The sequence below is a fragment of the Dolichospermum lemmermannii CS-548 genome (assembly GCF_028330815.1).
Classification (GTDB): Bacteria; Cyanobacteriota; Cyanobacteriia; order Cyanobacteriales; family Nostocaceae; genus Dolichospermum; species Dolichospermum lemmermannii.
Genome location: NZ_JAQMTJ010000279.1, coordinates 1 through 22,556, shown reverse-complemented (window position 1 = coordinate 22,556; position 22,556 = coordinate 1). Strand labels below are relative to the sequence as shown.

Genomic DNA, 22,556 nt, shown 5'->3' with positions numbered 1-22,556 from the left:
GAATAGATTTTGATGACATTTTTGGTGATTTACTGTTTCTCAAATGCCTTTTTTCACTTTATCTGTTTGTTTTGATGCTCCCTTTGATTTTCATCTCCGTAATTTCCCTCTGTAACATTTTGGGGTGCGGAATGTGGGATGCAGTAGAAACGATATAAACGATAATTACTGGCATAAATTCAGTAATCATCATTTGCATGGTTTGGGTGACACCCAAAGAAGTTTCTGCAATACGATGGGCTAATGCTCCAGCAAAACTACTGCTAAGATAGCGATGGGAATGTTGTTGTAAATAGGCATATAAAGACCGAACAATATGCTGTCGGTGGATAGGATGGAGGATAGTTTGTAACAGTCCAGCAGAACGCCCGAATACTACCTCACCTATACTCAAGGACGTGAACAGGATTAGAGGTTGTCTCAAGCTATCAAAAATGAGTTTGCTATCTCCTGTGGAGCGGGTCACACTGCGGATCATTTCGCCGATCGCATAGGGTAACATAATCCCACAGGTGGCGTGTATGATTTCCAGAGACACCATTAACACATACCACCAGCGGAATTGATTCACGAAATAACAAATAAATTGAAAAGGAGTATCTGGTAATTCTGGCGCATTGGGAGCGCGTTGAAAAGATTTAGAAAGTTTGATTTTTTTCATCATTTTATCTGCTGTAAAAAATAAAAATAGACGGCTGGAACAACCGTCCGGTAAAGTTTAATAAAATCATTCAAAAGCCACCTAACGCAGAGAATCTCCCCTACGATATTCTGCGGTGATATCGTCTAATTTTTGTTTCAAATTGTCGTCAAGTTTGACTTCCACAGCTTTGAGGCTGTCCAGGAGTTGTTCTGGACGACTAGCACCAATGATGGGAGCAGTAATAATCGGATTAGCCAGAACCCAAGCCAATGCTAAGGTAGTCAGCGACAATCCTGCTAAATCCGCCACTGCGCGTAATTGTTCCACAGTATTAAATTCGCGGTCATGCCAATAACGGTCTTGATAACGCTCTGCGGCTGCACCCAAAGTAAAACGAGTACCTGATGTTGGTCTTTCAGCCAGATTATGTTTACCTGTCAGCAGTCCACCTGCTAAAGGATTGTAAGGAATTACAGCCAGTCCTTCTTCTTGGGCTAGAGGTAATAATTCTCGCTCAATTTCCCGAAATAAAAGGTTATAGCGGGGTTGAATGGAGACGAAGCGAGTCAAATGACGGACATCTGCACGACCCAAAGCGCGGGCTAGTCGGTAAGCTAAGAAGTTGGAAACTCCGATATAGCGGACTTTACCAGCCCGAACTATTGTATCGAGTGCTTCTAGGGTTTCATCGAGGGGAGTTGAAGCATCATCAGAATGCAATTGATACAGGTCAACATAATCAGTTCCTAGTCGTCTCAGGGAAGCATCAATGGCATCGAGAATATGTTTGCGGGAAGATCCCTGATCCCAAGGTGCAGAACCGACTTTACCGACGGCTTTAGTAGCAACAATAAAATGTTCGCGTTTACCTTTTAACCAACGACCAATGATTTCCTCAGTTCGTCCAGCAGTGGGTAGTCCACCACCAAGGGGATAAACATCGGCTGTATCGAGAAAGTTGATTCCAGCTTCGGCTGCGGTATCAAGGATTTTTATAGAGGTTTCTTCATCGGTTTGTAGTCCGAAGGTCATTGTACCGAGAACGAGTCGGGAAACGGTGAGTCCGGTTTGTCCGAGTTTGGTTGTTGGTAATGTCATATTAGTTGTAGAATTTTTGTCTCACGCAGAGGCGCAAAGGAATAGAGATGCAAGAGTATGGTCTAAATATATTAGAGTTACTCATAATTCACTAATCTTCTCTTTTCTTAATTTCTCTGCGTCCTCTGCGCCTCTGCGGTTCATTTTCTTCATTATTTGATGTAGAGACGTTATGTATAACGTCTCTATGGGATTTATTTGGCGTAACCTCACAAGGTCATTTACACACCTACCAAGGTTTTGTTCTCTACTTGAGATTCGGTTTTAGGTAGTTTGGATTCTACCGCCGTACCTTTGAAGAAATCGGGGTTGGCTTGGGTGTAGAATTTGTGAGGATTACCGAATACATAAGCCTTGAAGTCATCTTCAGAAATTACGCCTTCTCTGACCAAATCCCAGCTTTCCGCTAAAGGTGCAGTAAGATCGGGTACATCCCAGTGACCAACATCGGAGGAGTAAATGGCGTTGAGTTTGACTCCCAAGGGGTTGGTTTTGTCGTTGAATGCGGCTGCAATGGTGCGATCATCAGATTCAGAACCAAAGAAGAAACTGTTCACCCAGCGATAGCGAAGCGCTCCGCAGGAATCGCGGATATCTTCAATTGACTGAATACCTGCTGCACCAAAATCTTCCAATTCACTACCCACGGGTGAACGGCTATGACGGTTGAAGGAAGAACCCAATACACTCTTGGTTAATTCTTCTTTGCTGAGAGAATACCCTTGAGTAATTTCTCCACCATACTCTGCAAACAACTCGAACAACTCATCAGCGTTGGTGAGGTCTGGATTGTAGTTTTGCAATCCTTCTAAACTCCGTTTGGAGAAACGATCTACCAAATGAATGTAGACGTGAGCGCCCCAATCTGCACCACCTTCAAGCATCCCAACACGCAATTGTGGGAATCTTCTAGTTACACCACCAAAGAACAATGCCTTCGCAAATGCTTGTGAACCATCAGCAAAGTGACCGATGTGGTTGTTCATGTAGTTACTGATGGAGGAACGTCCTGTCCATCCTTGGCTACCATAATGGGTGGTGATCGGTACACCTAATTCAACGGCTTTAGCCCAGAAGGGATCATAGTCGTATTCGCTGTCCAGACCGTAAAAGTCAATGTAAGAGGCATATTTGCCAATTTCGGGGAATTGATCGGCGGGGTATTTATCTGCTATTGCTTTAATTGGTCTTTTTACACCACCAGGAATATTTGCCACCTTTAATCCCAGTGTTTTTACTGCAAATTCTAACTCTTCAATCGCTTCTTGGGGGGTAGTCATGGGGATACCAGCTACTACTGTCAGGCGATAGCGAAGCGCTCCGTAGGAATCGCTATATGGGCGGTAAATATCAGCATGATAGTGATTAATCGCCCGTTGCAATAATTGACGATTCTCTTTACTTGCACCAGCCGCAGCTAAGGCATTATTAGGAAATAGTACAGAATAGTCTGAGCCTTGCTCCGCTTGCCGTTCATAGAGTAATGCGGGGAGGGTATAGGTAGCCAAATCTAAGGTATTACGAGTTACTCTAGCCCACCAAGGAGATCGAATTGTGCGGTTACTCTGACGTTCTTCTGGAGTTTGTTGATACCAGTCCTTACCTTCACTCTTGGGATTGAGACGAGAAGATTCAGCCTTGCGTAATTCATCTACCAGCTTCACACCGCCGTAGTGAGCTATATAATCCTCAAGAGCAGGAGTAAAGTCATTAGTGTGAACATCAGTATCAATGACAGGATAATCGAGATTAGCTCTAACTGCGGCGGAAGGAGAGCTTTTCAATTTGCTATATTTAGTCATATTTTCCTTAGAAAAGTTACAAGACAACTTAGATCCCTGACTTCTCAAACAATTGCAGAATCTAAAAGTTATGAATTTTCAAAAAATCGGGGATCTGTGGGAGATAGTGCCGTTGATTTTGACTTGAGTGTTGAACGTGAGATTGAAGATTCTTGTCTTTTAAACAAGCTTAACTTTCCGATAGTTTGCATGGACTTCGGTAGGCTTTTAACGTCTGTGCTGACGGGATGGTTTAGATCCCCGACTTCTCAAAGAAGTCGGGGATCTGTAGGAATCATTTACGCAAATGCCAATGTTTTTTCCTGTTGTTGAACAGCAAAACGATTAACTGGACGACGTAAACCAAGGTTTTCACGCAAGGTGCTACCCTCGTATTCAGTACGAAAGAGTCCGCGTTTTTGCAGAACAGGAACGACTAAATTCACAAACTCATCCAATCCTGTAGGTAGGATCGGTGGCATAATATTAAAACCATCCGCAGCACCATTGATAAACCATTCTTCTAATTGATCAGCGATGGTTTCAGGAGTACCCAAAATGGTACGATGACCCCGTGCAGTCGCCAAAGATAGATACAATTGACGTAAGGTAAGACCGCCACGATTAGCTAAATCCTTCACCAGTTTTAAGCGACTCTTATTATTATTAGTATCACTAGGCAATTCTGGCGCTAAATCATCAAAAGAGTATTGTGATAAATCCACGCCTTTGTAATAATTTTTGAGAATGCCCCAAGCTACATCGGGATGAATTAAAGATTGCAAAAACTCATATTTTTCCTGAGCTTCTTCTTCCGTTCGCCCTATGATGGGAAAAGCACCAGGCATGATTTTAAGATCGTCTGGAGAACGTCCATATTTCGCCAACCGCCCTTTAACATCCGTGTAAAATTCCTGAGCATCGGCTAAAGTTTGATTAGCTGTAAAAATTACCTCAGCAGTGCGTGCGGCTAAATCTCTCCCTGGTTCAGAAGCACCAGCTTGGACAATGACAGGATAACCTTGGGGTGGACGAGCAACATTTAAAGGACCCCTAACAGCAAAATGTTTGCCCTTGTGATTCAATGTATGCAGTTTGTCCGCATCAAAATAAACACCAGATTCTCTATCTTTGATAAAGGCATCATCTTCCCAACTATCCCACAGACCTTGCACCACTTCCACAAACTCCTCAGCCCGTTCATAACGTTGGCTGTGTTCTGGATGATGTTCCAGTCCGAAATTAGCCGCCGCATTTTCATTCCCTGTGGTGACTACATTCCATCCTGCACGACCGTTACTCAAATGGTCTAGGGAAGCAAACTTCCGTGCCAATGTGTACGGTTCTTCGTAGGTAGTGGAAGCAGTGGAAATAAAACCGATGTTTTTGGTAACGGAGGATAAAGCAGAAAATAGAGTAACAGGCTCAAAATGAGCTATTTTACCATTACGAATTTGAGTTTCAGGAGAACCACCCCAAACGCCTGGACTATCTGCTAGAAAAACAGCATCAAATAACCCCCGTTCCGCAGTTTGAGTAATTTCCTTGTAATGCTCAAAATTCAAACCTGCATCTATTTGTGTATTGGGGTGTCGCCATGCAGAAATATGATGTCCAGTAGCTTGAATAAATGCACCTAACCGAAACTGACGTTTTGCGCTCATATATTTTTATCTTTGTATGGTGTAATTGCAAATTGGCTCAACCTTAGATTTAAAATCTAAAACTTTGCGCCTTTGCTCCTTTGCGACTTTGCGCGAAACCCAATTTTTAAACTGCTGCTAATACCTTTTGATATTGATTAACTGGACGAGATAAACCCAGATTTTCACGCAGAGTTGTTCCTTCATACTCGGTGCGGAATAAACCCCGCCGTTGTAATTCAGGAATTACTAAATCAACAAAATCATCCAGTCCACCAGGAAGATAAGGAGGCATAATGTTGAAGCCATCAGCAGCATCATTGACAAACCAGCTTTCTAGTTGATCTGCAATCTGCACAGGTGTACCAATAATTGTCCAGTGACCACGCGCTCCGGCAATCCATTGATAAAGCTCACGAATGGTAAAATTATGTTTACGAGCAATATCAATTAATAATGCTTGGCGGCTTTTGTTATCATTGGTTTCTGGTAAATCTGGCAGTGGTTCATCAAGGGGATAAGAGGAAAGATCCGTGCCTATAAGTCCTTGTAATAAAGCCAAACCAACCTGGGGATGAATTAAATCTTGCAGTTCTTGATACTTGGCTTTTGCTTCTGCCTCTGTGATACCAACTACGGGAAAGACTCCGGGCATAACTTTGAGTTGGTCTGGTGTGCGGCCATATTTTGCTAATCTACCTTTAACATCTGCATAGAAGGCTTGAGCATCTTCTAGGGTTTGTTGAGCAGTAAATATAACTTCGGCGGTTCTACCAGCCAGTTCTTTTCCATCTTCAGAAGAACCTGCTTGGACAATTACAGGATAACCTTGGGGCGGACGGGCAATATTCAATGGTCCGCGCACGGAGAAGAATCTACCTTTATGGTTCAGTTCATGTATTTTATTAGGGTCGTAGTAAAAAGCTGTTTCCTGATCACGAACAAAAGCGTCGTCTTCCCAACTATCCCACAAACCTTTGACTACATCAATAAATTCATGGGCGCGAATATAGCGATCTGCGTGAATAGGATGGTTTTCCAAACCGAAATTACCGGCTGTTTCACTACTACCAGTTGTGACTACATTCCAGCCTGCTCTTCCTCCAGAAATATGATCTAAGGAAGCAAATTTGCGTGCGAGAATATACGGATCTTCATAAGTAGTAGAGGCAGTGGCAATAAAACCAATCTTTTCTGTCACCGCAGACAAGGCTGAGAAGAGGGTGACAGGTTCAAAGTCACCACCAAAGGCTGTGCGTCCTTCCGCACCACGCCGTTGTTGTAAGGCTAAACCGTCGGCGAGAAAAAATGCGTCGAATTTACCGCGCTCGGCTGTCTGGGCTATCTGCTTATAATGCTCAAAATTGAGAGCGCCATTACTCCGTGCTTGGGGATGTCGCCAAGCTGCAACGTGCTGACCTGCTCCGGGTAAAAATGCACCTAGTCTTAGTTGTTTTTGTTGTTTGCCCATATCAGACTCCAAGTAATATTTTTTACTAAATGAATATAGGATGATAATGATTTTCTGGGATAGCAGTTGTCAGTTATGCCACTGTAACTGCTGCATATTTAGTTATTAGCAAAGCTTTTTCAACTCCTTAGCCATAGCTGTACGCATTAGCGTTAGTGGTGGGTTATTAATAAACTACTGTATCTCGACTGATTTATCGTACATTAATAGTAGAATCTCACAACTCTCATGAAAAAGCAAGTACCTTTTAAGAAAAAATTGATTAACTAAATTTGTTGGCAGCTAATTGTTAGATATTCTAAGTATTTGATGGCTCTAAAGTGTGCAGGGTTCGCTCAATTTGAACAAAATATATAGAACTAATATACTATTGCTGCTACCGTGTGTTATTTTAGTCAAAATAATCACTCAATATAAGCAAAAAATTTTATTCGTTGTGAAAATTGACAAATTAGAGCTATGATTTATTACATCAACGTAATATAATAGAAAGTGAGTTGGGAAATAGAATATACGAATGAGTTTGAACTTTGGTGGCAAACTCTTAGAGAGGAACAACAAGATGATATTGTCAGTGTTGTTCAACTACTGGAAGAAAAAGGAACTCAATTACCCTTTCCTTATTCATCCGATATTAAAGGTGCAAAAAATTCCCACCTAAGAGAGTTACGTATTCAAAGCGGTGGTAAACCAATCAGAATCTTTTATGCTTTTGACCCGCGACGAGTAGCAATCTTACTTATTGGTGGAGATAAAACAGGAGATAAGCGATTTTACGAAAAATATATTCCCATAGCAGATCGTCTTTATGAAGAATATCTTCAAGAAATTAGTCGGGAGGGTTTAATATGACAGGACATCAAAAGTTTAGCAATCTTACTAAAGATTTCTCCGCAGAAAGAAAAGCCAAAATTGCCAGTCAAACAGCTAAATTAAAAGAAGAAATGGCATTAGCTGAATTACGCCAATCTTTAAAAATATCTCAAGCTCAATTAGCTGAAAAATTGCAAATTAAACAACCTGCTATTTCTAGATTAGAAAATCGTACTGATATGTATGTTAGTCATCTGCGACAAGTTATTGAAGCAATGGGAGGAGAATTAAAAATAACGGCAATATTTCCTGATGTAGAAGTAACAATTACTAATTTTGAAGATTTGCCAATGGAGATTGATGAGTAGGGTTTGAAGATAGAGAAAAAGCTGAGATTTTTTAACTTTTAGAGTTTTGCTAACCTAGAAATAGGTAGAAAACAAGGAAATATCAAACTATGACACTTGCTAATTCATCCATTCCTCAACACTATACACTTGATATTGAACCGGAAGGGCGTTTAACTTTACCCCAAGAAATCCAAGAAATACTCAATTTAGAATCTGGAGATAGATTAATTTTAACTCTGGAAGATAATGGCAAAATCAAATTAGTCAGTCTTAAACAACAAGTTAAAAAATTAAGAGGTTTATTAAAAGATAAATCACCTGATAGAAACTTGGTTGATGAACTCATCCAGGAACGCAGACAGGAGTATTTAAGTGAATAAATCTGTCTTAGATGCTTCTGCCTTTTTAGCTTATCTTAGAGATGAACCAGGAGCAGAAATTGTAGAAAATGCGTTGATTAATGGGTGCTATATTAGTATTATTAATTGGGTAGAGGATAAAGGACAGAGTTCAGAGGTAGATCAGGTAGAAGTTTCGTTATTAAATTAAAAAAGTATAGAAATTAATTTTGCTTTAGCAAGCTTACCCTTCCTTGCCATTCATTGTAAGCATCATAGCACTTCAAAAATTGAGAGCATACATTGGATTTTTCAACATCCCAATCTAAAACCCGTAAAATACAACGCTCTAATATCCATTGAAGATGATTTTTAGCACAGAGTAGTGCATCATATTCTTCTCTTTCAAATCTTCCACCATGAATTAAACTGTTTCGTATCATTGTTAATGATACAGAAACTTCTCTACCCCCTAAAGGCCATAAATCACTAACATCAATTTGATAGGATTCGCAAAATAATTTGAATGCAGTACCAAAAGATATTCTGTTTAATTCTGGGATTTTTTCATAGATTCGACATCGGTATTCTTTAATTTTTAATTGCTTTTGCTCATCAGCATTATTATCATCTTTAAATAAATCATGATTTTTGATAAATTTTTGTAAATCCTTGGAAAACTTTTTCCAATTATCTTCATTCAATAGGTAGTGAAAATTATGAATATCCCGATATCCATTTATCAAATTTTCTAATGCAGAGTAATAACTTAGATATTCACTTTCTACTGTTGAGTATTCTCTATATGCAGTCTTTCCTATTGCATCCAATAAATATTCTTTAAATATACAGGATTTTACTTGAATTAGAGATTTTACAATAAATTCTTCAAAAAATTGAGCATCTATTAAAAAGTCATTGAATGAATGCTCAAAGTTTTCTTCTGGAATAGAGATATCACCCCTATAATAGTCAACTATTTCACCACAGAGTAAGCCTTTATAACCGTAGCAAACAATCCTTCTGCGCTCTGAAAATGATACCAACTTTAGAAACATATCAATTTCTGGAAAAATGCTTTCACAAAGCACACATTCGGTAAAACACAATAGTTCAGCAGCTAATACTGATTCTGATATTCGAGTATTTTTTCTGTTTAGTTCATTATAGTGAAAATAGTAATCAATAAAATTGAAATTTAATCCTGATATAATTTCAAAAGTTTTAGAGTTAAAAGATTGGACAGACACATTGCCATTATAATGAAATTCTGTGGAATGACAAGGAGAAAGTTGTCTGCTTTGAGTTAACCAAAAGAAAAATTGCTTTTGTCCTTTTTTATTCTCATCTCCTTGAATAAATTCTCGAATTTTTAAATTAACTGGCTCTGCATTCAAAATAGCGATTTCTTGGTTTGTAGCAAAATATGACGTTTGAATACCTAAGTTATATACTTTGTCACATGAAATTTTCAAAAAATCACCCTGTTGATTAGAAAATGCTGCTTTCAACGAAAATAGAAAAGGGATTTCCCGTAATGAGAAATCACTTGCCTTTAATTGAGCTTGTAGAATTACTTTTCCATCCTGCTTTTTAGGAAAAATAATTTCACAAGCAATGTTATTTAGCCTCACTGCTCCAAATGACAATTCAGCATTAAATTTTAAGTTTTTCTTTTCCATAGTCTTTTCACCAACTACATACTCAATACAGAATATTCTATCAAATATCTATAAATCTACTGATAAGGCAGTAATGTAGGAATCTCATCTGGATAATCAGCAATTAAATCAGCTTTGTGAGTTTCCAATTCCTCCCTACTTCCATAGCCATAAGTCACACCAATTGCAGCAATATTATTTTTCTTAGCTCCGATGATATCATGTAGCCTATCGCCTACCATAACAACAGTAGAAGCTGAAAGAATTTCCCTCTCTATAATGTAGGAAATTAAATCACCTTTCACACTTCTATTACCATCCAATTCGCTACCATAAACACCATCAAAAAAAAGTGCTAAATCAAAATATTCAATAATGCGTGTAGCATAAATTTGAGGTTTAGAAGTTGCTACAAAAGTCTGATAACCAGCAGCACGAATAGTTTTTAGAGTTTCGGGAATTAGCGGATAAAGGGAGTTTTCAAATAACCCAATTGTAGAAAAGCGACTACGATACAGTGAAATTGCCTCCTCCAGCAATGTGTCATCAAAGGTTTGCAATAACTGGGAAAAACTGCTTTTCAGTGGTGGTCCAATACACCAAAGCAATTCATTAGCATCTGGTGGTTTATAACCAAGCTCCGATAAAGCATACTGAATACAGCGAGTAATCCCCAGTTTAGGATCAGTTAGAGTTCCGTCTAGGTCAAAAAGGACTGTATAAGAAAGCATTTTGGTAAGTTTAAATAGTTTTCAGCCTTTGCAGAAACTCAATATTTAACGGTAGCTTCTCCCCTAACCACAGAGAATTATCTGTATGATCTTTGACATCATCTCCCGTTTCTGGGTGAACTAAAATATCTAAACCTTCACGATTAACCATTAACCAAGGCACAACTTCACCAAACTGATGTGGTAAAAAAGCCACTTGATACATTGATTTTGGGTGTGGTCCTACAGGTTGTTCATGCCAACGTCCCAATCTTACATCAAATTTAGCACCTAAACCTTCTCTTACACGAGCAGCCGCTTCACGACTAGCGGTATCAAAGTAAATATGTGCATGAAAACCAGCAATATCAGTATTTGTATTCATAGTTCTTGATTTTACTTCTTATCCTCAAGTATAACTTAACAATTATTTAGATATACTAATCATTAGTCAGCCATAAATTTAGTTAAACCACTTGAATTTTCTTTCTGGTCATGTAATACTACTAAAACAAACACCGATAAATCGGTCAACAAACTGTAGTTTTTATTTTGTCCCAACCCGTCACGGGTGATGCACAGATAACTAGCAATAGTCATGTCTGCGCTAGTTTTGGTATTAGACATCTGGTGGAAAAGAATGTAGAGACGAGAATCCCTACCCAGGTCACGTCTCTACATCTAAATTATTTAAGATTTGGGTTTTTGATGTCAACAAATTCCCCATACCCCAACACAAATCCTAATTTACAAAGGAACTCCAACATGGCTGACATTAAGATTTATAGTGCGGTTGTTTGTCCTTATGCTCACCGTACCCGCTTGGTACTTCAAGAAAAGGGTATTGATTTTGATTTGATTGAAATTGATTTGCAGAATAAACCAGAAGGTTTTACAAAAGTTTCTCCTTATGGAAAAGTACCTGCAATTACTCATGGAGAAAACCGAGTTTGGGAATCAGCAGTTATTAATGAATATCTGGATGAAGTATTTCCTAACCCACCGCTTTTACCTACCAACCCCATTGCAAAAGCTCAGGCTCGGATTTGGATAGATTTTGCTAATACTAGATTAGTTCCTGCTTTTTCTACTCTATTACGCAGTCCAGATTTCCAAAAACAAGAAGAAGCTAAACAAGAACTCTACAAACATCTAGAATTTATTGAAAATGAAGGTTTAGGAAAACTTTCTGAAGATGGTCCCTACTGGTTTGGTGAATCTATCAGTTTAGTTGATTTTACCTTTTTCCCCTGGTTTGAAAGATGGGGCGCTCTTAAACATTATCGTGGCTTTGGTATCCCTGCTGAATTCACTCGTGTGAAACAGTGGAAACACGCGCTTAAAGAACGTGAATCAGTGAAAGCGATCGCTCACTCCAAAGAGTTCTATATTGAGCGATATGCTAAATTTGCTGCTCCTGTTCCTGTCGCTGCTTAGTGAAACGCTGTATTCAACTATTCCTAAATTGAGAACACAGATTTATGAGTTATCAAAACATAGAAGTTAAACCAATTGCTGGACGTATCGGTGCAAAAATTAAAGGTGTTAATCTAGCTGAAAATCTCAGTGATGAAATCATCAGCGAAATTAGAAAAGCCTTAGTTGAATATAAAGTCATCTTCTTTCGTGGACAAGAACTTGATGCTAATGGACAAGTAGATTTTGCCCGTCGTTTCGGTGAAATCACTACCGCACATCCGACAGTTCCATCACTTCCTGGACATCCAGAAGTATTGGATTTAGATTATAGCCGCACTGTTGCCCGTGCGAATAACTGGCACACCGATGTTACATTTGTAGATCGTCCGCCCCTTGGCTCAGTCTTGCGGGCGCTAGTAATTCCCCCAGCAGGAGGGGATACTATTTGGGCAAATTCGGTGACTGCATACCAAGATTTACCGGAGCATTTGCGTAATTTAGCGGATAAACTTTGGGCTGTACATAGTAATGCTTATGATTATGCCACAGCCTTTGATATACCTGAAGAAGTCAAATCTTACCGTGATGTGTTTACTTCAACGGTGTATGAAACCTTGCATCCAGTGGTGAGAATTCACCCTGAATCTGGGGAAAAGGGTTTGTTTATTGGTGGTTTTGTGCGGCAAATTCGCGGTTTATCTCCCACTGAATCAGCCGATATTATTCGCTTATTGCAATCTTATATTACACGACCGGAGAATACAGTGCGTTGGCGCTGGAAAGTTGGTGATGTGGCTTTTTGGGATAACCGCGCTACTCAACATTATGCGATCGCTGACTATGGAGATCAACCCCGTCGGGTACAGCGTGTAACCATTGCGGGTGATATTCCTTTAGGTATTGACGGTAAGTATAGTCAAGCCATTAAAGGAGATTCTGCGACATATATTCCCAATCTTGTTGCTGCTTAACCTAACCCCCTAACCCCCTTCCCTTTTAGGGAAGGGGGGAAATTAAAGCCTCTCTCCTTGTAGGAGAGAGGTTTGGAGAGAGATTTTAGGTTTAAAAGCATTAAATAATTGTAATTTGATAATTTAAGGAATTGGATTTTATGGCTTTAACACCTTCGACAATGTTACCTTTGGGGACTTTAGCACCTAATTTTCATCTCCCAGATGTAGTAACAGGGAAAACGATTTCATTGACAAACTTTGCTGATAAAAAAGCTTTAGTAGTTATCTTTGTTAGTCGTCATTGTCCTTTTGTGCAACATATCAAATTTGAATTGGCAAAGTTAGGACAAGATTACAAAAATAGAAATGTGGGTATTTTAGCAATTAGTTCTAATGATATTAATACTCATCCTAATGATGCACCAGAATTACTTAAAGATTTTGCCCAAGAATTAGATTTATCTTATTCTTTACTTTATGATGAAAGTCAAAAAGCGGCTAAAGATTTTTTTGCAGCTTGTACTCCTGACTTTTTTGTATTTGATGCTAATAGAAAAGTTGTTTATCGGGGACAGTTAGATGATAGTCGTCCAAAAAATGATTTACCTGTGACTGGACAAGATTTACGGAAAGCGATTAATTATGTTTTAGCAGATCAGGAAATTATTTGGCAGCAAAAGCCGAGTATTGGTTGTAATATCAAATGGAAAGCAGGGAATGAGCCGGTTTATTATAAAGTTCCGGTAGCGGTTGGGTAGTTAGGGATTTTCTCAAAATTGATAGGAAATGTCGGGTGTAGAAAACAGAGGCTACCAACACCCCTATGAATAATTCGGGTTGGGGTTGCTGATTAAAGGTATGATTTTGTTTCACGCAGAGGCGCAGAGGTACAGAGAGTAAGAGTTTCATTTTTGTAACTTCTCAATTTCATACCCTAATTCAGCAACGCCTCCGGGTTTAAATGGGTTTTGGCGAAGGCATTGATTAAGAAAAAGTAATGACATTATCATGTTGCTTCTGATTTCCACAGACGCACCAGTTATCAAACCCCCTAGCACCATTGTTTTTAATATATCCATAGGCTACAAAATAAATATTGTAGCCAGCACCACCCAGCTGAACGAAGTCAATATAACCGCCTTGTTGGTACTGCATTTCAACGTTAAGTCCAGATTTATGCATCACTACGGTATACTGAGACCGGCCGGCTGTTGACAGTTTATGTCGAAGTTGTTCACAAAGCCCTATGACTAGACTCTCTCGGTCTCCGGTTGATCCAGAATTACCCTGTATTATGCCGGCAATACCAATTGCAGTTGAAGAAGCGATACCAGTTGCGCTTATGATGGCAGATATAACAGCAGGGGAAGGCATGATTAAACCTTTAGTTGGATAATATAAATATCAAAACATAACTAGAGCCATTAATCAATCCGATTTTATGCTTACGCTACCCTCTATGTGATTAGAAATATTAAATGTGTCACTATTGAAAAGCAAATACACTTTGTGTATCAAAAATTGTTTCAATTTCTATAAGTAATGAGACAAAATTAATTACACAAACATCTGGACTGAAATCCTTAACTGGCAAAGGATTGGTAAATAAATAATATGTAATTAATTCTGTCCAGGTACTTATTCCCATCAGCAGGGTTTTCTTTGCTATAGTCTTGTAAAATCTGCTGTACAAGCTGGTGATATCTAGTGATTTTATCCATTTGACAATCAATTTAATCTTTATATCTATGTGTTATCATAGTAATGAATTATTAAAAATATAGGGTATAAATCAACATGAAAATCAGAGGAATAAAACGCGGTCAAACTATTGAAATCTTAGATCAACTAAATAATATTCCAGATGGCACAGAAATAATAATAGATTTGAAATTTATTGAAAAGCAAATACCAGAACCAAAAATAAATTTAACAGAAGAAGAGAAATTAGCTAAATTAAATAAATTATTTGGTGCGTAGAAAAATCAACCTGATTTAACAGAAATATTTGCAGAAATTGACCAACAACGCCATACTTACCAAGGTAGAGCATAGACTTCCAAAATACTTGGCTCTAATTTCGCATAAAAAGCACGTATAGTCTCTATCTAGCTTCAGTTTTTACCCAAAATCACGAAACTCCTTACCGTGCCATATTCGTAATACAAAAATCCCATCCTCAAGACGTAAATATCGCACAACATAATCACCAGCTACAAGTTCACGGACATTTTCAAACTCCGGTATAGAACGCCCTATATCGGGATGCAGTACAAGTTTTGCGATCGCTTGTCGCAGCCGCAGAGATATACGTTCTGCCGCTTTGGGATTATGAACCGCGATAAACTCCCGTAGCCGAATCAAATCTTGAACTGCACTTTCCGAAAACTCTAATTTCATAGCAAAGGAGCCTTAGTTTCAACCGCAGTTCCCCAAGTCTCCAACCATTTCATCACCTCTTCTCCTGATACTACACGACTGGCTTCAATATCAGCCAAAGCTTCTTGAGTTTCTGCCAATATCCTTTGTTTAAGTTCTTCTTGCTCAATATACCGACGGAGAGCATCATTAATTATCCAACCTTTAGAACGCTTAGTCCGGTTAGCAGTAGTCTCAAGTTTCTCTTGTAAGTCATCATCAAGCCGAAAACTCGTGGTACTCATGAAATTACCTCAATAATGCACAATATTATATTGCATTATTTTTAATATAATTCATTATTCATCAACTTTCAACCAAAGAAGTAATGAATAGTTCATTCCTTATGACAAACCATGAAAATGTCAGAATCAGGATGCCCAGGATTAAAGGATTAACAGGATGAAAAAAATACAGCTACAGGACTTACTCAAAATATCTCTCAAAACCTCATTTCTCTGTGAACTCTGTGCCTCTGTGGTTCGTTATTCCGTGATTTGTTCGTAAGTCCTAAGATAATTAAATCCTGTAAATCCTCAAATCCTATAAATCCTGATTCTGACAATTAATCCTCATGCAACGCCCCCAACTTCCTAATATCCGGCCAAATCATCGCCGTAGCCACCACCACCAAAATCGTCCCAATACCCCCACCAACCACAGATAACACCGGACCAAATAAAGCCGCAGTCAACCCAGACTCAAAACCCCCCAACTCATTAGAAGCACTGATAAACACACTATTTATAGCCGCAACACGACCCCGCAAATAGTCAGGAGTGCGAATTTGCACCAAAGTATGACGAATCACCACGCTAATGCTGTCTAACGCCCCGCTAAATGCTAACATCAACAACGACAGCCACACCCAACGAGATAAACCAAAAATAATTGTCACAATCCCAAACCCGACAACCGACCAAAGTAAAGCGGGTCCAGCTTTGCGGATAGGTGGTAAATATACCAACAATGCAGCCATAATTAATGCACCTATGGATGGGGCGGCTTGTAAATAACCCAATTCCACAGGCCCAACGTGCAGAATATCTTTAGCAAAAACGGGTAATAATGCCACTGCACCACCCAGCAAAACAGCAAATAAATCTAGGGTGATAGCTGCGAGAATGAGTTGATTATTCCAAACAAATTCAGCCCCAGCAGCTAGGGTTTTCAGAGATATTGGTTCTTTCTTAAAGTCGGTTTTTTGGGGTTTGATGGCTGCGGTGAGGAAAAAACATGATAGTGCTGCGATCGCTGCTAATATATATACTCCTGTCGCATTCTTGAACAGAGCAATACTAAATCCTCCCAAAGCTGGCCCAATTACCGACGCTAATTGAAAACTACTACTATTCCAAGTCGCTGCATTGGTAAAAGCACTCATCGGTATTAACTGCCACATCAGCGCATCACCAGCAGGTTTGAGAAATGCCCTGGCTACACCTGTTAATAATAAGCAAGCATAAATTAGAAAAACTGCACCTTGATAATAGGAAATAGCCGCTAAAGTTAGAGAACAAAACATTAATAGCAGCATTGCAAATAAAGTAATCTTTTTCCGGTCATTTTTATCAGCAAAGTGTCCCGTAATCAAAGTTAGGGCAATCATGGGGAGAACCTGCGCCAACCCGATTCCCCCTAAGGCCATCGCTGAATTTGTTCGCTCATATAGCTCCCAGCCTAGCGCTACCGTCTGCATTTGTCCCCCTGTGAAGAGGACTACACGCCCAATGGTAAATAGCCGATAATCTCGAAATTTCATGGCTGCAAAAGGATCGTGTTGTGCAGCCTTACTGTTGTGGTGAGTTGGTTTCTGTTTGCTCAAAGACATTTTTTAGTAGAGTCAAGCCTGATTCAATATGTGATACTTGCTCTGGTGTCAAACCCTCCAGAATTTCCGCAATTTCCCCGCGAGTTTTTTCCTGGGATTGCTCTAAAAGCAGTTTTCCCTCTCTCGTCAAATTCAGGACTACTCGTCGTCGTTCTTGGGGATTATCTGTCCGTTGCACCAGATTTCGTTGGACTAATTTTTCTATAGTTGTTGATGCTGTAGCACAGGTGACACCTAAATGATCTGCTACCTCAGATAAAGAAGCGCCGGGATTGCGATTCAGAAAAGCGAGCGATCGCAATTGTGGTATAGATAAAGAGTCAGAACTGTGCGATCGCATTTCGGCTCGGATAAACCGCATCAATAAGGGGACAGTTTCCATCACCCTAGCGGCACATTCTTCAGAGGGTTTATCCAAACTCATAAGACCGTTTTTCTCCAGATTACATTGCCACCCGTGGATAAAGTCGTCCACAGATGTAGGTTAAACCTATTAATGTTAGCAAGAGAATTGTACAATCTAACCCAAACCCATAAATACTTGAGCCATTCGCCAGCATTGCACCCCGTAAAGCATCCACTTGATATGTCAAAGGATTCAAGTGAGAAATGACCTTTAACCAACTTGGCATCAATGAAATAGGATATATGGCATTACTGGCAAAAAACAACGGCATGGTGATTAATTGCCCAATTCCCGTAAACCTTTCCCGCGATTTCACCAAACAACCAATGATGAGTGAAAAAGTACAAAAACAAGCTGCTCCCAAAAATATGACTAGTACAACTTGCAAGAAAGCCAAAGGATTGGGATTGAGGTGTACACCCAACAAAAACGCTAAAAGGTAAATAAACACCACTTGGGAAAAACAACGAATTCCAGCCGCAAAAGCTTTACCCAAGACAATCGCTGCACGGGGTATAGGTGCAACTAAGAATTTCTGCAAAATCCCTAAATCACGTTCCCAAATTAACGTCATTCCTCCAGCAAAAATAGCGACGAACAGCGCACTTTGAGCCAGAATACCAGGAGTCATAAAATCCAAGTAAGGTAAATTACCTGTAGGGATAGCACGAGTCCGGGTAAATACTTGCCCAAAGATCAATAACCATAAAGCCGGTTGTACAGCCCTGATCACTAAATCACTAGGATCATGGCGGAGTTTCCGCACTTCCAATTCAGTAATTACCAGGGTTTTAGTAAATAGTTCTTTGATGCCAGAAAAAATCCCTTTGGGGCGATTATATCTGGGTTCAGCCCAACCGTTGAGTGGTACGTCTGGTTCTTGCAGTCTCACGATAACTCACTCCTGATACTAATTGATTTCCTGCGTAGTGGATGAAGACATCATCTAAGGTTGCTTCTGGTTTCCCAATAGCGGCTTTTAAATCTGACGGTGAACCGGTGATAATTTCTTTACCCTGATTCATAATCACCACTCGGTTACAAAGATGATCCGCTTCTTCTAAAAAATGGGTAGTTAAAAAGATGGTTGTACCGTACTCAATCCGCAGTTGCTGTACAAGTTGCCATACTTGGGTTCTTGCAACTGGATCTAATCCGACTGTTGGCTCATCTAGAAATAAGATTTGGGGTTGATGTAAAATGGCTTGAGCAATTTCCAGTTTCCGAATCATTCCCCCAGAAAAAGTTCTCACTAACTGATGTGCTACATCCTCCAAACCCATGAATTCCAGCACTTCCGCGATTTGCTGTTTTCTGCGTCGAGGGGGAATATCATACAATTTAGAGAATATTAACAGATTTTCATAACCTGTCAAACTACCATCTGCTGATAAAGCCTGGGGTACATAACCTATTACTCTTCTGACTGCATCAGGTTGACGAGTCACATCATAACCGGCTAAGTATGCTTTCCCGCTACTGACTGGTAGCAAGGTAGTTAACATTTTAATTACCGTACTTTTTCCCGCACCATTGGGACCAAGTAAACCAAAAACTTCTCCCGATGCAACGGAGATATTTAAAGCATCAACGGCTGTTGATTTTTCAAAGCTGCGCGTCAGTTCCAAGGTTTGCAGTATTACTGACTTTGGAACTTGTGCAGGTATTTCCGCAGATTCTATTCTTCCCGTAAGTTTCGTCACGAGTCGGATTTACTTCCTTGTTCAAATAATTAGACTATCTAAATATTAGTTTGACATATTTCTGCTAAAAGTCAAGACCAAGGATTAATGATGACAACCCCAGTACCAGCAAAATCTTTTTCGTTGCGAGTAATAAATAGGTCATGGGGTGAACGTATCGCGGGGTAGACTGCGATCGCGGTTCAAGTCGAGTTCTTCAGTGAGTTCAGCCAAGGGGGATTGACGGAAAAATTCTGAGATTTTAGTAGTCTCAATCAAAGCAGTTTCCTGTTTTGTGAGTTCTAAAAACTCGGAAACATTTCCAACTTTCCAGCCTAGACGTTTTCTTTTAGCTTCATCCATAATACTAATCTTGTATAGGAATCCGGTTTGATTTTTGGAAAGATACGTAGGGTGTGTTAGCGATCGCATAACTCACCAAACACTTGATAATGGTGAGTTACGGATTTCATCCTAACGCACCCTACAATACTGGACTTAGCTATCACTAGAATTTTAAATTGTTTTTAATTTTAGGTTTAGTGTTTTACATAAATCTATTTTTTGTATTATAATAAATTCAGATAAATTCGATTTCTAATACAGACTAATGCAATATATAATAAATTCCAATGATTTACCACTTGTAAATATTTCTCCAGCAGCTAGAGGTCACTTTACGGCAATAGACCTGCTACGTTCTGAAGGACAAATAGGTTTAATAGGTTTCCAGATACAGTTTAGGCAAGAGCCTCAAGGAGATATTTTCACAGTTATTGATCAGGATTTTCACTTCATTGCGAAGATCATAGAATCTGAGTTAATCTTACAAAGAAATAATCAGGTACTTGCCTTAGATATTAGTAAGATAGTACAAAATTCACTGACAATTTCATTTGTTATCAACTGGTCGCCCCATCACCTTAGATTAGCGTGTGGAAATCCTGGTGGCGGTGGATATTTTGATACAAAAGAAGTATCCACACCAGTTATTATCCCTTCTCCTTCTCTTGTTGAATGGGCTAGAAAACAAAACCTTCTAGAGATAAAGGAGTACCCATCTGAAGAAAAATTTAGAGAGCGTGTATACTCTTCCCTCGTTATTCTGAAAGATAAGGTTGCTGAAGCTAAAGCTATTAACGGTTTTTGGAATATTACCTACGATGGAAGCAAGATTAGTAGTCGATTACCGAAAAAAGAGCCAGATATTCATCCCACAATCCATGCACTTTTATATGATCAGATGATGATGGGAGGGATCAAAATTTTCTCTGAACGTCAAACGGGAGTTGGTAATTTGGACTTTAGCTTTGTTGGAACAGTCCAAGGTAGAGGTATTTGTGAGGTATTTGCAGAATTCAAGCTTGCTCATTCTAAAGATATACATCATGGCTTAGAGCAACAGTTGCCTAATTATATGAATAATAAGGGTATAAGATACGGTGCTTATTGTGTTTTATGGTTTAAGTGCGAATGGTTTGATGAACCAAAGAATTTATCATTGGTAGATTTAGAAAATGATCTTATTTCAAGGCTCCCAAAAATTAATAGGCCTGGCATTAGAACTTTTATATATGATCTTGGTAAGATAGATGTTGCTAGTAAATCAAAATAAGCTGTTCTCTCTTCCTTTTACCTATACCACTTTTTAGTAGTTGTGATTTCAAACTATAAAAAACATTTTTTAGTATAATTCACAAAGGTTAAAGTAAATTTAATTAAATTGAATTAATGGCAAAAAAGAAACGACCTAGAGAGCATATAATAGCAGATTTGAGCGTAAATCATGTTGAACGATATGTGTTTTTATGTGGTTATTCCGTAGAAAGAGTTGAGTATGATTATGGGTTTGATTTAATTCTTTTTACATATAATATAAATAGTGAAATTGAAAATGGTCAAATTTACCTGCAATTAAAAGCTACAGATTCTCTCAGAACGCTTACAGATAAAGAAACTATTGCTTTTAGCATAGTGCGTTCGGACTTAGAATTGTGGTTGTTTGAGCCTATGCCGTGTATTCTAATTGTATATGACGCTCAGTTGGATATAGCTTATTGGTTATACTTACAGGCATATTTTGAAAATTGGCCAGGTTTTGATCTATCTAGAGTTGGTGAAAGTGTTACCGTTCACTTGCCTAAAACAAATATACTAGATCAAGAAGCAATCAAAAAATTTGCCCAATACCGGAATGATATTCTAAACCAGTTAAAAGGAGTGATTCGTCATCATGGTTAGAGATATTCAGTTTAGTGACCTAGAACAGTTGCTTTTCAAGATAGGTTTTACTAAAGTACCAACAACAGGTTCTCAGCAAATCTATCAATATCCATTGTCAGGAACTTTGGTCATTTTACCAGCTTACGAACAACGGGCTTATGTTCAACCTGTGCATTTGGTAGCTGTACGTCGAGTATTGGCAGAAAATGGGTTAATAAATAGCAATTCTTTCGACAGTTTTTTAGGAAAGGTTGCAAGCTAAAGTGTTACCTGTAATTACAATGTATAAATCTTCTCCAAAACCTCCCTTATCCAAGTTTCCTGTTCAGAAGATAAAGCAGGTTTTAGAATTTGTGCATAATCAATTGCTAAATGCTACATAATAGAATTCCAAATTATTTCCCAGATTTTACTCAAAATTAAAATTTAATGACTAGGTTTATACATGATAAATTCGCCAAAGACTATCTAGAAGAGCTATTGAAAGATTACGGAGAAGTCAAAGCGTCAGAAAAAGTCTCAGGAGAAATTAAAGAAATTGATGTTTTATTCACACCTGCGAAACAACAAACTTCTAAATTACAAATCCTGGGCTTACTAGGAAGACTTGCCGAAAATCCTGCAATAATAGAACCATACCGCAATCCAGCTTCTAGCGATGAAATCTGCGACTGTATTCTCAAATTATTAGAAGTCAAGGCTTCATTGCGACGAGAAGCCAAAGCCAATAAAATCAAACTTCAGGAGTCAGAAATTCCTAAATTGTGGATTTTAACCCCCACCATATCGGAAACTCGTTTATCTAGCTTTGGAACTATCCAAAAAGCAGGTTGGTTATCGGGAGTACATTTTTTAGCAGATGCCTTGCGTTCAGCAATTGTGGCAATACACCAACTACCACAAACACCGGATACTTTATGGTTGAGGCTTTTGGGTAGGGGAAGCGTACAATCACAAGCAATTATCGAGTTGCAGGCGTTACCATTAGATCACCCTTACCAAAAAGCCACCCTGGAATTAGTTTACAACTTGCGCGAAAATTTGAGAGTAAATCAAGAACTAGAAACAGATGATAGGGAGTTAATTATGCGACTAGAACCACTTTATCAAAGAAAT

Annotated in this window: 27 protein-coding genes and 2 pseudogenes; 12 read left to right on the top strand and 17 right to left on the bottom strand. The window is 38.9% G+C overall.

The window, feature by feature from the left end:
- Positions 1–142: 142 nt before the first annotated feature.
- The 5 genes and pseudogenes from PN450_RS19430 to PN450_RS19410 all read right to left on the bottom strand — a co-directional run.
- Positions 143–664: pseudogene (locus PN450_RS19430) on the bottom strand (ABC transporter ATP-binding protein); the annotation flags it as partial.
- A 78-nt stretch (positions 665–742) separates the two neighbouring features.
- Positions 743–1,741, bottom strand: a complete 999-nt coding sequence (locus PN450_RS19425) for an aldo/keto reductase (protein ID WP_271837265.1) — start codon at positions 1,739–1,741, stop codon at positions 743–745.
- Positions 1,742–1,962: 221 nt separating this feature from the next.
- Complete coding sequence (locus PN450_RS19420; RefSeq protein ID WP_271837264.1) at positions 1,963–3,543, bottom strand: amidohydrolase family protein; 1,581 nt, start codon at positions 3,541–3,543, stop codon at positions 1,963–1,965.
- A gap of 278 nt (positions 3,544–3,821) precedes the next feature.
- Entirely contained in the window at positions 3,822–5,186 is a 1,365-nt protein-coding gene (locus PN450_RS19415; protein WP_271837263.1) for an LLM class flavin-dependent oxidoreductase, read from the bottom strand.
- A gap of 106 nt (positions 5,187–5,292) precedes the next feature.
- Positions 5,293–6,636: an LLM class flavin-dependent oxidoreductase gene (locus PN450_RS19410; protein WP_053540166.1), complete on the bottom strand. Its 1,344-nt coding sequence runs from the start codon at positions 6,634–6,636 to the stop codon at positions 5,293–5,295.
- A gap of 492 nt (positions 6,637–7,128) precedes the next feature.
- Here PN450_RS19410 and PN450_RS19405 point away from each other — a divergent pair, with 492 nt between their 5' ends.
- The 4 genes from PN450_RS19405 (at position 7,129) to PN450_RS19390 (ending at position 8,348) form a co-directional block, all read left to right on the top strand.
- A complete protein-coding gene (locus tag PN450_RS19405) occupies positions 7,129–7,488 on the top strand; it encodes a type II toxin-antitoxin system RelE/ParE family toxin (RefSeq protein ID WP_271837262.1) in 360 nt (119 codons plus the stop codon).
- Complete coding sequence (locus tag PN450_RS19400) at positions 7,485–7,817, top strand: XRE family transcriptional regulator (protein ID WP_271837261.1); 333 nt, start codon at positions 7,485–7,487, stop codon at positions 7,815–7,817. Before PN450_RS19405 ends, PN450_RS19400 begins: the two co-directional genes overlap by 4 nt.
- A gap of 89 nt (positions 7,818–7,906) precedes the next feature.
- Positions 7,907–8,179 (top strand): AbrB/MazE/SpoVT family DNA-binding domain-containing protein, encoded by a 273-nt coding sequence (locus tag PN450_RS19395; protein WP_271837260.1) that lies wholly within the window; start codon positions 7,907–7,909, stop codon positions 8,177–8,179.
- Positions 8,172–8,348 carry a PIN domain-containing protein gene (locus PN450_RS19390; protein ID WP_271837259.1) on the top strand — a complete coding sequence of 59 codons (177 nt, stop codon included), beginning with the start codon at positions 8,172–8,174 and terminating at the stop codon, positions 8,346–8,348. Before PN450_RS19395 ends, PN450_RS19390 begins: the two co-directional genes overlap by 8 nt.
- A gap of 13 nt (positions 8,349–8,361) precedes the next feature.
- On the opposite strand, the gene PN450_RS19385 is transcribed toward PN450_RS19390, so the two are convergent.
- The 4 genes from PN450_RS19385 to PN450_RS19370 form a co-directional block, all read right to left on the bottom strand.
- On the bottom strand, positions 8,362–9,819 hold the full coding sequence (locus tag PN450_RS19385; protein ID WP_271837258.1) for a hypothetical protein: 1,458 nt from the start codon (positions 9,817–9,819) through the stop codon (positions 8,362–8,364).
- 56 nt (positions 9,820–9,875) lie between these two features.
- Positions 9,876–10,529, bottom strand: coding sequence for an HAD family hydrolase (locus PN450_RS19380; protein ID WP_271837257.1), 654 nt, complete (start codon positions 10,527–10,529; stop codon positions 9,876–9,878).
- Between the two features lie 10 nt (positions 10,530–10,539).
- A complete protein-coding gene (locus PN450_RS19375) occupies positions 10,540–10,893 on the bottom strand; it encodes a DOPA 4,5-dioxygenase family protein (protein WP_148762098.1) in 354 nt (117 codons plus the stop codon).
- A 62-nt stretch (positions 10,894–10,955) separates the two neighbouring features.
- Positions 10,956–11,135, bottom strand: coding sequence for a hypothetical protein (locus PN450_RS19370; protein WP_053540175.1), 180 nt, complete (start codon positions 11,133–11,135; stop codon positions 10,956–10,958).
- 138 nt (positions 11,136–11,273) lie between these two features.
- Between PN450_RS19370 and PN450_RS19365 the strand changes: the two genes are divergently transcribed.
- From PN450_RS19365 to PN450_RS19355, 3 genes are all read left to right on the top strand, one after another.
- On the top strand, positions 11,274–11,945 hold the full coding sequence (locus PN450_RS19365) for a glutathione S-transferase family protein (protein WP_271837256.1): 672 nt from the start codon (positions 11,274–11,276) through the stop codon (positions 11,943–11,945).
- A gap of 44 nt (positions 11,946–11,989) precedes the next feature.
- A complete protein-coding gene (locus PN450_RS19360) occupies positions 11,990–12,898 on the top strand; it encodes a TauD/TfdA dioxygenase family protein (protein ID WP_271837255.1) in 909 nt (302 codons plus the stop codon).
- Between the two features lie 140 nt (positions 12,899–13,038).
- A complete protein-coding gene (locus tag PN450_RS19355; RefSeq protein ID WP_271837254.1) occupies positions 13,039–13,638 on the top strand; it encodes a thioredoxin family protein in 600 nt (199 codons plus the stop codon).
- Between the two features lie 226 nt (positions 13,639–13,864).
- On the opposite strand, the gene PN450_RS19350 is transcribed toward PN450_RS19355, so the two are convergent.
- Positions 13,865–14,254, bottom strand: coding sequence for a hypothetical protein (locus tag PN450_RS19350; RefSeq protein ID WP_271837253.1), 390 nt, complete (start codon positions 14,252–14,254; stop codon positions 13,865–13,867).
- Between the two features lie 423 nt (positions 14,255–14,677).
- Here PN450_RS19350 and PN450_RS19345 point away from each other — a divergent pair.
- Positions 14,678–14,935, top strand: a pseudogene (locus PN450_RS19345) (hypothetical protein).
- Between the two features lie 66 nt (positions 14,936–15,001).
- Here PN450_RS19345 and PN450_RS19340 read toward each other — a convergent pair.
- The 7 genes from PN450_RS19340 to PN450_RS19310 form a co-directional block, all read right to left on the bottom strand.
- Positions 15,002–15,280, bottom strand: coding sequence for a type II toxin-antitoxin system RelE/ParE family toxin (locus PN450_RS19340; protein WP_190905728.1), 279 nt, complete (start codon positions 15,278–15,280; stop codon positions 15,002–15,004).
- On the bottom strand, positions 15,277–15,543 hold the full coding sequence (locus PN450_RS19335) for a CopG family ribbon-helix-helix protein (RefSeq protein WP_213711241.1): 267 nt from the start codon (positions 15,541–15,543) through the stop codon (positions 15,277–15,279). The genes PN450_RS19340 and PN450_RS19335 overlap by 4 nt, the downstream gene beginning before the upstream one ends.
- 320 nt (positions 15,544–15,863) lie before the next feature.
- On the bottom strand, positions 15,864–17,129 hold the full coding sequence (locus PN450_RS19330; protein WP_271837252.1) for an MFS transporter: 1,266 nt from the start codon (positions 17,127–17,129) through the stop codon (positions 15,864–15,866).
- Positions 17,089–17,553: a MarR family winged helix-turn-helix transcriptional regulator gene (locus PN450_RS19325; RefSeq protein WP_271837251.1), complete on the bottom strand. Its 465-nt coding sequence runs from the start codon at positions 17,551–17,553 to the stop codon at positions 17,089–17,091. Before PN450_RS19325 ends, PN450_RS19330 begins: the two co-directional genes overlap by 41 nt.
- A 19-nt stretch (positions 17,554–17,572) precedes the next feature.
- Complete coding sequence (locus PN450_RS19320; RefSeq protein WP_271837250.1) at positions 17,573–18,427, bottom strand: ABC transporter permease; 855 nt, start codon at positions 18,425–18,427, stop codon at positions 17,573–17,575.
- Positions 18,384–19,238, bottom strand: coding sequence for an ATP-binding cassette domain-containing protein (locus PN450_RS19315; RefSeq protein WP_271837249.1), 855 nt, complete (start codon positions 19,236–19,238; stop codon positions 18,384–18,386). The genes PN450_RS19320 and PN450_RS19315 overlap by 44 nt, the downstream gene beginning before the upstream one ends.
- A 141-nt stretch (positions 19,239–19,379) precedes the next feature.
- The gene (locus tag PN450_RS19310; RefSeq protein WP_271837248.1) at positions 19,380–19,580 is read right to left on the bottom strand and encodes a hypothetical protein; all 201 of its coding nucleotides are present in this window, start codon (positions 19,578–19,580) and stop codon (positions 19,380–19,382) included.
- A gap of 247 nt (positions 19,581–19,827) precedes the next feature.
- On the opposite strand from PN450_RS19310, the gene PN450_RS19305 reads away from it, so the two are divergent.
- The 4 genes from PN450_RS19305 to PN450_RS19290 all read left to right on the top strand — a co-directional run.
- Positions 19,828–20,832 carry a hypothetical protein gene (locus tag PN450_RS19305; protein WP_271837247.1) on the top strand — a complete coding sequence of 335 codons (1,005 nt, stop codon included), beginning with the start codon at positions 19,828–19,830 and terminating at the stop codon, positions 20,830–20,832.
- 116 nt (positions 20,833–20,948) lie between these two features.
- Positions 20,949–21,458 (top strand): DUF4365 domain-containing protein, encoded by a 510-nt coding sequence (locus tag PN450_RS19300; protein WP_271837246.1) that lies wholly within the window; start codon positions 20,949–20,951, stop codon positions 21,456–21,458.
- Positions 21,451–21,702 carry a type II toxin-antitoxin system HicA family toxin gene (locus PN450_RS19295; RefSeq protein ID WP_053540189.1) on the top strand — a complete coding sequence of 84 codons (252 nt, stop codon included), beginning with the start codon at positions 21,451–21,453 and terminating at the stop codon, positions 21,700–21,702. Before PN450_RS19300 ends, PN450_RS19295 begins: the two co-directional genes overlap by 8 nt.
- Before the next feature lie 167 nt (positions 21,703–21,869).
- Positions 21,870–22,556, top strand: a 687-nt coding sequence (locus PN450_RS19290) for a hypothetical protein (RefSeq protein ID WP_271837245.1), incomplete at its 3' end; no start/stop codon positions are given.

What these genes read in the sequence shown, in the direction of transcription:
- PN450_RS19355 (WP_271837254.1), top strand. Translation starts at nt 13,039, where the DNA reads ATGGCTTTAACACCTTCGACAATGTTACCTTTGGGGACTTTAGCACCT.
- PN450_RS19395 (WP_271837260.1), top strand. Translation starts at nt 7,907, where the DNA reads ATGACACTTGCTAATTCATCCATTCCTCAACACTATACACTTGATATT.
- PN450_RS19330 (WP_271837252.1), bottom strand. Translation starts at nt 17,129, where the DNA reads ATGTCTTTGAGCAAACAGAAACCAACTCACCACAACAGTAAGGCTGCA.
- PN450_RS19365 (WP_271837256.1), top strand. Translation starts at nt 11,274, where the DNA reads ATGGCTGACATTAAGATTTATAGTGCGGTTGTTTGTCCTTATGCTCAC.
- PN450_RS19295 (WP_053540189.1), top strand. Translation starts at nt 21,451, where the DNA reads ATGGTTAGAGATATTCAGTTTAGTGACCTAGAACAGTTGCTTTTCAAG.
- PN450_RS19420 (WP_271837264.1), bottom strand. Translation starts at nt 3,543, where the DNA reads ATGACTAAATATAGCAAATTGAAAAGCTCTCCTTCCGCCGCAGTTAGA.
- PN450_RS19380 (WP_271837257.1), bottom strand. Translation starts at nt 10,529, where the DNA reads ATGCTTTCTTATACAGTCCTTTTTGACCTAGACGGAACTCTAACTGAT.
- PN450_RS19350 (WP_271837253.1), bottom strand. Translation starts at nt 14,254, where the DNA reads ATGCCTTCCCCTGCTGTTATATCTGCCATCATAAGCGCAACTGGTATC.
- PN450_RS19310 (WP_271837248.1), bottom strand. Translation starts at nt 19,580, where the DNA reads ATGGATGAAGCTAAAAGAAAACGTCTAGGCTGGAAAGTTGGAAATGTT.
- PN450_RS19375 (WP_148762098.1), bottom strand. Translation starts at nt 10,893, where the DNA reads ATGAATACAAATACTGATATTGCTGGTTTTCATGCACATATTTACTTT.
- PN450_RS19400 (WP_271837261.1), top strand. Translation starts at nt 7,485, where the DNA reads ATGACAGGACATCAAAAGTTTAGCAATCTTACTAAAGATTTCTCCGCA.
- PN450_RS19300 (WP_271837246.1), top strand. Translation starts at nt 20,949, where the DNA reads ATGGCAAAAAAGAAACGACCTAGAGAGCATATAATAGCAGATTTGAGC.
- PN450_RS19305 (WP_271837247.1), top strand. Translation starts at nt 19,828, where the DNA reads ATGCAATATATAATAAATTCCAATGATTTACCACTTGTAAATATTTCT.
- PN450_RS19325 (WP_271837251.1), bottom strand. Translation starts at nt 17,553, where the DNA reads ATGAGTTTGGATAAACCCTCTGAAGAATGTGCCGCTAGGGTGATGGAA.
- PN450_RS19360 (WP_271837255.1), top strand. Translation starts at nt 11,990, where the DNA reads ATGAGTTATCAAAACATAGAAGTTAAACCAATTGCTGGACGTATCGGT.
- PN450_RS19425 (WP_271837265.1), bottom strand. Translation starts at nt 1,741, where the DNA reads ATGACATTACCAACAACCAAACTCGGACAAACCGGACTCACCGTTTCC.
- PN450_RS19340 (WP_190905728.1), bottom strand. Translation starts at nt 15,280, where the DNA reads ATGAAATTAGAGTTTTCGGAAAGTGCAGTTCAAGATTTGATTCGGCTA.
- PN450_RS19385 (WP_271837258.1), bottom strand. Translation starts at nt 9,819, where the DNA reads ATGGAAAAGAAAAACTTAAAATTTAATGCTGAATTGTCATTTGGAGCA.
- PN450_RS19370 (WP_053540175.1), bottom strand. Translation starts at nt 11,135, where the DNA reads ATGTCTAATACCAAAACTAGCGCAGACATGACTATTGCTAGTTATCTG.
- PN450_RS19335 (WP_213711241.1), bottom strand. Translation starts at nt 15,543, where the DNA reads ATGAGTACCACGAGTTTTCGGCTTGATGATGACTTACAAGAGAAACTT.
- PN450_RS19410 (WP_053540166.1), bottom strand. Translation starts at nt 6,636, where the DNA reads ATGGGCAAACAACAAAAACAACTAAGACTAGGTGCATTTTTACCCGGA.
- PN450_RS19415 (WP_271837263.1), bottom strand. Translation starts at nt 5,186, where the DNA reads ATGAGCGCAAAACGTCAGTTTCGGTTAGGTGCATTTATTCAAGCTACT.